This is a genomic window from Gardnerella vaginalis (assembly GCF_001546485.1).
GTDB lineage: Bacteria > Actinomycetota > Actinomycetes > Actinomycetales > Bifidobacteriaceae > Bifidobacterium > Bifidobacterium vaginale_D.
In genome coordinates, this window is record NZ_KQ956863.1 from 1 (window position 1) to 8772 (window position 8772).

The 8772-nt window shown below is 43.9% G+C and carries 1 protein-coding gene; it reads right to left on the bottom strand.

Translation table 11 applies throughout. From position 1 onward, the window contains the following. Positions 1-8525, bottom strand: an 8525-nt coding sequence (locus HMPREF3208_RS04150) for a Rib/alpha-like domain-containing protein (RefSeq protein ID WP_064347361.1), incomplete at its 3' end; no start/stop codon positions are given. Between the last annotated feature and the right edge of the window lie 247 nt (positions 8526-8772).

An 8772-nucleotide genomic window follows, 5' to 3' on the forward strand; every position in this document is an offset into this window, starting at 1 on the left:
ATAGTCGGCTCACCCGCAGGCGTTGGCGTTGGCTTCTCCTTTTCGCCAACTTTAGCAGTTACCACTTCTGACTTGCTCTTGCCAGTCTTATCGCTACTGTCTTCTGATTGCGCAGTAATAGTGCTACCGCGCTTAATCTTGTTTGCTGGAATCGTAACAACGCCAGTTTGCGGATCAACAGTCACGCCGTTAGGTGCAGAGCCGTCAATCTTCCACTCATGCTTATCGCCTTCAGCAACAACAGTAATCGTTGCGGTTGTTTCACTGCCTTCTGGAGTGTAAGTAATTACAACCTTGTTCACGCGAGTATCAGACTCGTCAGGCGTCACGCTAGCGCCACCCTCGGTTGGAGTGTCAATCTTTGGCTTAGCAATATTTCCGCCGATAGTAATATTTACGCTATCGCCCGTCTTTGCAGAATCACCCTTACCATTGGTTGGCGTGAGGGTGACGATGGCACCAGGCTTTTGCTTGTTGATAGTAATAGTGAAGTTGCCATTCTTATCTGCAACGCCACTTCCTATTTCTTTGCCCTTTTCGTCGGTGACAGTTACCCTCGCGCCTGGAAGCGTCTTTCCAGTGATGATTTGCTTAGTAGAATCATCTGGATTATCTTTCAGTGTTTGCTGAGTAATCTGCGGAGTCTTAAAGCCGGTTACAGCAGTAGCAGGATCAGATGGTTTGTCCTTCTTGTTCTTAGCTACTGCAGTAATAGTGCTGCCATCCTCCAAATCCTTTGCTGGAATCGTAACAACGCCAGTTTGCGGATCAACAGTTACACCTTCTGGAGTGTCTCCGTCAATCTTCCACTTGCCGCCATCACCCTTCTTGACAATAATTGTCTGTTCTGGCTTTTCTGGACCGTTAAGCGGATTTGGCTTGTCGTTAATCACAATCTTGACAACGTTTTCATCGCCGTGTGGCGGTGTTACAGTTACGTTTCCGCCGTTCTTGTGATCGTCGGTTGGTACCGTAATCGTTGGCTTTTGCGGTTTAGCAGTGACGGTTGTGTTTACTGGATCGCCATGTTCGCTACCCTTGCTTGGAACAAGCTTGAGAGCTGTACCAGGAGCCTTCTTATCGATTTCGATAGTGAAGTTTCCGTCTTTGTTGGCAGTTCCAGTACCAACAGTCTTACCGTCTTTGTCTTTGACAGTTACGGTGTTTCCTGGCTGAGTTTTACCAGTAATAGTGGTCTTATCAGGCTTCGTTGGCGTGTTTTCAGCATTGCCATCATTAATAAATGGCTTGTTGGTCACGTTTACTGTTACTTGCACTTCTACTGGGTCTTTTACGCCTGGAATCTTGACGAGCACGGTGCCGTTAGTGGTGCCTGGTTTGTCGGTCTTTGGAGCAGCATCTTTCTTCCACTCGAAAGTAGTGCCTTGTGGGAAGTCACCATTATTGGCAATGCTGTCTTCTGGCTTTGGCTTGGCGTTTACTGGCACGCTTACTGTCTTGCCTTCTGGATTTGGCACAACAAGCACGTTGACTGGAATGTCAACATCTGGCTCGCCTGGCACTGTAACAGTCACAATTCCTGGCTGGTTGCCAGTCTTTGACGTATCAGGCTTCTTCTTCCAAGAAACCTCAGCATTCTTAGGCAAATCGGCATTATTCTTAATAACATCCTGTGGCTTAGGAGTGGTATCCTTGCTGCCAGTCTTTTGCAACACGGTTACGTCTTTTCCTTCAGGAGATGCTGTAACAGTAATTTTTACAGGCACTTCTTGAGGATCTTGCCCTGGAATCTTTACAATCACAGTGCCAGTAGTATTGCCTGGCTTGTCGGTCTTTGGAGCAGCACCTTTCTTCCACTCGAAGGTGGTTCCCTTCGGGAGATCTTTGCTATTATCAATGCTGTTCTTAGGATCTGGATCGCTATTCTGTGCGACGGTGGTTTCCTTCGCTATAGGCGCAGGAGTTACGTTCACAGTAACTGTGGCTTCCACTGGATTTTTCACACCTGGGATATGAACGAGCACAGTGCCAGTAGTAGGACCAGTCTTGTCGGTCTTTGGCTTGTCAACCTTATCCCACTCGAAGGTGGTTCCCTTAGGGAACTTATCCTTATTAGCAATACCCTTCGATGCGTCTGGAAGGTTGTCGCCAACCTTCACGTTAACAACATTCGTTTCTGGAGTTGGTGTAACGTTCACTGTTACAGGCACTTCCACAGGCTTTTGACCTGGAATAGTGACAATAATCTTGCCATTCTTCGTGCCAGGATTCTTGGTATCTGGTGTATCTTCCTTACTCCAATCGAACTTAGTGCCTTCTGGGTACTTGTTTCCGTCTCCACTTGTGTTATTAATAACATCCTTTGCGTTAGGCAAAGCCGTGCCTTGTGGCACGTTAATTTGTGGAGCACTTGGGTCAACAACGGTCACCTTTACTGGCACGTCCACAGGATTTTGACCTGGAACTGTTACAACAACAATTCCTGGCTTTTCGTTGCCTTCCTCAGACGTGTCTGGCTTGCTGTCTTTCTTCCACTCAAAGGTGGTTCCCTCAGGGAACTTATCCTTATTGGCAATGCTGTCTTCTGGCTTAGGATCCACGCCCTTTGGCACAGTCACAACTTTAGTCGTAGCGGTAGGAGCCTTAATAGTTACAGGTACGTTGATTACGGTTGTTGATTTATCATCCGGATACGTAACCGTTACAGGCACCTCAAACTTGCCAGCCTTATCTCCAGTAGGGATCTTCTTAGCATCTTCCTTGCTAATAGAGTAAGTTGGCTTATTTGTTGTTTCGCCTTTTGGCCAAGTAGGAACACTTACTTTGCCGATAATTTCTTCTTCTGAAGGCTTTTCACCATTCTTCTTGGTAATGCTATCTGCCTTAGGTGGGTAAAGTTCAGACTGCTTGTTGCTAATAGTTACCGGAACTTTAACAATATCAGTCGTGCCATCTGGGTAGGTGACTTTAACCTCAACAGGGTAGTTTCCAGGAGTTTGACCATCTGGCAAATCTTTGTCAGGAATGTTCAACTCAATCTTTAGCTTACTCTTGTCTGCTTCTGGCCAATTAGGAACAGTTACATTGCCTATTACATCATCAGATGTAACCTGCTTGCCAAACGGCTTAACAACAGGTGTTACCTTTGGCTCGAAAGTATCCGACTGCTTATTCTTAATAGTCACATCAACAATAACTTCATCAGTTGTGTGATCTGGGTAAGTGACTGTAACCTTAACGGGATAAGTGCCAGGTGTCTTGCCGTTTGGAATATCCTTATCGTCGCTGGTGATGGTGAATGTTAGCTTATCGTCCTTATTCTTTGGCTTAAAATCAGGAACAGTTACAGCAGCTGTAACAGCTTCCTTGGTCTTTTCTTTACCAGTGTTATACGGCTCTTCCACAGGGTCAACGTTCGGAGTGTATTCGTCCGCGTTTGTATCCGTCACAATAACAGGAACCTGTACGGTTGTGGTAGTGCCGTCTTCATACTTAATAGTTACAGGTACGTTAGTTGTGCCAGTTTTGTCTGTGTCTGGAATCTTAGCCGTAGCTACAGTAATAGTTGGCTGCTTCTCAGTTTCAGCAACTCCAGTTTTGACGTGCTTCCTAATGTCTTCTTCACTTGGCTTATTTTTCTTGGCATTATCGCGCTTCAACTCTATAGGAGTTGCAGAAGCCTTATGAGTAACGTTATCTGGATTGCCAACTGTTACAGGAACTTCCACGTGATCCTCAGAACCGTCTGGATAGGTAACAGTAACCTTAACGTTTACGGTTCCAGGAGTCTTAGTGTCGATAGGTTGATCTTTATCAACTGTAATTTTTGTATCAGTTGGTTGGTTTGGAACAGTGACTTTAGCTGTGATTTCTTCATGAGAAGGTTCGGCTTTACCATATCCAACGTTGATTCCATCAGGCTTATTTGGCTCATACTTCTTATTCTGAGGCTCGCCAACCTTAACGGTTACTGTTGCATGACTCTTAGAGCCATCCTTATATGTAATGGTTACAGGAATATTGAAATCGCCAGGCTGAGTGCCATCTGGAACAGTCTTATTGCTGTCAATGGTCACTGTTGCGTCAGTAGGAGGCGTTATATCTTTGCCTTGCTTATCTTTAAAGCTAATGCCTTTATCCTTGCCAACGCCGGTAATTTTGCTGGATATGCCAGTATTCGGCGTCTTATTGTAGTCAATGTTAATCGTTTGACCTTCTGGCGTATAAGTTTCGCTTTGTGGATCCAAAACTTTAACAGTTACTGTTGCAACGTCACTAGAGCCATCCGAATACTTAACATTAACTTGAACTTTGCTTTCGCCAGGCTTATCGGTGCTTGGAACAGACTTATCATCTACAATAGTCACAGTTGGCGGTGTGGCTGGTTGCTTGTTACCATTCCACTTCAATCCCTTGCCATCGCCAAATGACTTGATTTTCTCAGTCAATTTTTCTGGCTTAGTGTTCCATGAAACTTCAACTGTTTGACCCTGTGGATTATAATCCTTAGCGTCATTACGAATTAGCACAGGAACATTAACTATTGTAGTTGAATGATCCGGGTACGTAATGGTTACAGGAACAGTGTGAACACCATTGTCTTTAGGAATGGTGATTTTACTGTAAGCAATCTTGCCCTCTGTTTTTTCGTCGTACTTCTTCTTCGAGTCATCCTTCTTGGTAATAGTAATTGCGTTGATAATCGCATCCTGGTTAGGATTCTTCGGTGTAGCGTTAGGAGTAGCAGTATGTTCTTCAGCATCCGTGTACACGGAAATCTGAATCTTCAGCGTAGACCTGTTGCCAGCTTCGTCTTTAACAACAAGATCGCGAGACCACTTGTTATTGGACGAATTAGTTATCTTCGGATCTCGCTGTGCAGTACCTGTAATAGTAATTTTTGCAGGCTTTTTTGCAGAATTATTAGTGTTATTAGTGATACTAATATTGCTGCCAGTTATTTCCTTAGGCAAAGGCGAATCAAATTCCGCACTCTTAACCTTTCCACTGTTATCGTAAGCGTTGATATCAATGCTGAACTGTTGGCCCTTATGTACCTTGAACTGGTAGTACTCAGGTGTTGCATCGTGGTCTGATTTCTTTGCCTTGTTGGTACTAGGGTTCTCAATAACAGGCGCAATATCGTCCTTAACGGTAACAGTTGTCTTTACTTTCTTAATGGAACCATCTGGGAACGTTATGAGGACTTCAGGCTCTGTCTGCTCGCCAGTCTTATTCCAATCTGGTTCCGTAGCCCAAGAATACGTAGCGTCCTTAGGCAGTTTCTTCACTGCTTCTGCATTAATGCCGCTCTTAGGATCTGGATGCTTGGTGCCGTCGCTCATCTTGTAAGTCACAGGATTGTTTTTAACTTCACCATATTTTTTGGACTGCGTCTTAACAACAAACTTTACAGTCACTTCTGTAGTGTTGCCCGAAGGATCCACTGCCTTGATGGTACGCGTATACTCTCTAGGCTCAGTGTTGAGCGGAGTAGTGCCATTAAGTGGCAAAGTCTTAGGATCTTTATCTGTGCCAGTTCCTGTAAGTTCACCAGTTTTATCTCCTGGAACAGCTGGGTTCAGCGTCAAAGTTGTAACGTTGCCACTGTTGTCGGTTGCAGTAATCTTAATATCGTTCTTATCGCCACGATATGTAGTAATAATAAATACTGGTATTTTTGGACTATCTGGATATCCAGCATCAATGGTGGTATATTTACCACCATTGCCCATTCGCCAAATCTTAACTTTAGGACTTTTGGTATCCTTAACAGTTACCTTAACGTCAACAGTTTCAACGCGTGGGTGATTTTTGTCGTTAGTAGGAATAGTTACAATAACTTTTCCAGTCTTTTCCTTGCCAACAGTGGAAGTGTCTGGAGTTCCGCCAGTTTCAGTGCTCCATGCAAACTTAGTTCCCCTTGGAAGCTTGCGACTATTGGCAATAGCCTTCTTTGCGTCTGTGTCAGTGAGTTTGTGACCTAAGTCAACGGTAATATTCTTAGCCGTAAGATCTTCTTTTTTCTCCACTTTTACAGTCACAGTTTTTTCTACTTTGTTACCAGCGGCATCAGTTGCGGAGAACTTAAGATTGTATGTACCAACTTCTTCAGGCTTAAAGCCGGAGAAGCTGTAAGTGAAAACCTTTTCCTTAGCAGTATTCGTCGTGTAATCAGTTTTTGCACGCGACATGTTTTGAAGAATCTTATTAAAATCAGCTCCATCAGAAAATGCTGTAGTTGCTGTTGCTGTGTCAATAGACTCAATCTTTACATCATCTTTTGCTGTAAGCTTTATTTTCAGATCTTCGCCAACTTTTACGGTAACGCTATCAGGACCAGTTAATGTTGGTGCTTTGTCGTCTTTAGTAGCATTCTTAGGGTCGCTTACTGGCGACTGAACCGACTGCTCCTTAGTTGTATCTGCAGGATTTGTAGACGTTACGGCAGTTACATTTCCTGCAGGAATGCCGTCTTTAACAGTAATCGTAACTTTGCCATCGGCTCCAACTTTTCCAGTGCCGATTACATTCTTACCGTTACCCTTAAGAGTTACAGTGCTTCCTTCGGTGCCAGGACCTGCATTAACTACAACTTCCTTGTTTTTTACGCCTGCAACGCCAGTCAAATCAGTCTCAATCTCAGGCTTTTGAGGGCGCACAGTGAAAGTGACCTTTTCTTCCGCTGTGCTGCCGTCCTTAAACGTGACTTTAGCAGTGTAAGTTTTCTTTCCTGCAACAGCTGTGGAAGGTTCGCCGTTCACCCACTCTGCGCTCTTGATGTTCTTCTTAGTAGCGTCGTCAAGCTTGCCAAGATATTCCTTAGCGTCAACCTTTTTGCCATCGTTGGTCATTGTGAGCTTATCTTTAACGCTCACTTCAACAGTGTGATCCTTAAGCTCGCTCTTATGTTGCAATGCGAGTGGCTTCTTAACATTCACCTGAACAGTCACATTGTGATACGAGCCATCGCTATACGTCACTTTTCCAGAAGCGTATGCAGGAGCAGTGTCTTTGCCATTAAAGGCAATGTCAGGAAGCTTAGTTTCTGGAATAGAGTCAAAAGTAAGAGTGCCGCCATCGGCTCCAGAAACATGCTTATTGAGCTCATCTGCAGTTGGCTTATGACCCCAATCAACAGTAATTGGTGTGGTGGTTGGAGCCTTATGCTTAAGATTTTGGTTCTTAAGATGTACTGTAATCGTCTTTTCTGCTTTATTGCCGGAAGCATCGGTTGCAGAAACAGTAATCGTGTAGTCGGAGTTTACTGGCGTATTGCCGTCCTTGTGCTCAAACTTAACGTCTTTAATTTCATGTTTGTAAGGCTTAGCTTCAGTCGCGTCAAAACCGTCGGCTTTATCCTCTGTAAAGTTTGCACCATTTATGTTATTAGGGAATCCGCTTACAGAGAACTTCGTCACCTTTTCGCTATTGTCGGAAGTGCCGAAAGTGATCTTTGGCGACTCACCCTGATATACGTCAATGCTGTTGTTGGAATCGCTAATCTCCTTGCCGTTCAAATACAGCTTTGGAGGCAAATTATCGCTTTTTGTAGGTGGCACATTTTCATCTTTTGTGCGACCAGAAATAAAGGTGTAAGCAGAGTGTGTAGTTCTACCATAAGAGCTGCTATTTGCCCAAGTAAAGGCATTCTTGATTTCTTCATCGGTTACGCCTGGGCGAAGCTTTAACTCGCAATGCATTCGTACAGCGTAATTAACGTGAGTTGTTGTTATACCAATGCCGTAGTTGTAGCCGTTATAAGGTCTTTGGTTTGGTGGGATAGCCTTTTTAATAGCGGAATCCAAATCATTTGGGTTAACATGGAAGTTATCTTTTATGTCTTGATTACCTGGTCTTCCAGGGCGTACGCCTATAGAGTAGTGATATGTTGAGTTATTGTAATCCCGGCTATCTTTCAAGAAGTCTTGGCTGAACGATTTGCTTGCATCGTATTCGAACAAGTCAATATCGTGCGAAAGATTTGCATACGTTTGAGGTGATCTGCCATTGCGCTTGTAGAAGTCAAATCTAAGATTGCGCATAGTGTCATTCTTGTATCCGCCGTTGCTTAAATCGGCAATTGCATAAGGAATTTGCCACACGTATTGATGCTTTGTTGATGCAGAAACCATGGATTTGCCGTCGTTGTTAAAGAACACGTCGAAAACCAAGTACTTGTTATTGCCTTCGCCTTGAACGTGCGCATACATGTCGGTTTTGTTGATGATTCTATCCCAGTCGCCGACTTTGTCGTCTCCAACGTAGCCAAATTCGCCTCTACTGTTTAAGTAACGGTAGCGCTGATACTCAAGAATGTTCGGCGTGTGCAACCAAGGATTAGGGTCGTTCTTACGCACTTCTTCCGCAAAAGCCGCTGTAGTTGGAGGAAGAAGAATATTAGAAGATGCGAGGATTGGCTGACCGCCCAAGCAGGTGGCTGCAGTCAGAACTGTGGCAAGTGTGCTCAATGACACCTTGCGCATGGCAGCATATGTTGCATTTATGTTTAACGAATGTGATTTTTGGGATTCCGCGCCCTTGTTGTGTATATCTTTTGTCATAGTAATAATCCTTTTTATTTTTTCTTTACTGTGTTCTTTTTGCTTTCGTACGTTTGTTGACGCATATCAATCTAAACTTATGTTTATTTTTATAGCAGATACTCGTTGTTTGTTTATATAACGAATGTAACTGTAGCTATACACACGTATGCGCATATTTCTTAATATTATATCGCGTTTTCAAGATTTACCTGTAATTTTTTTCATAATATACGAATGAAAGGTGTAAAATTTCCTTCGGGGGGGG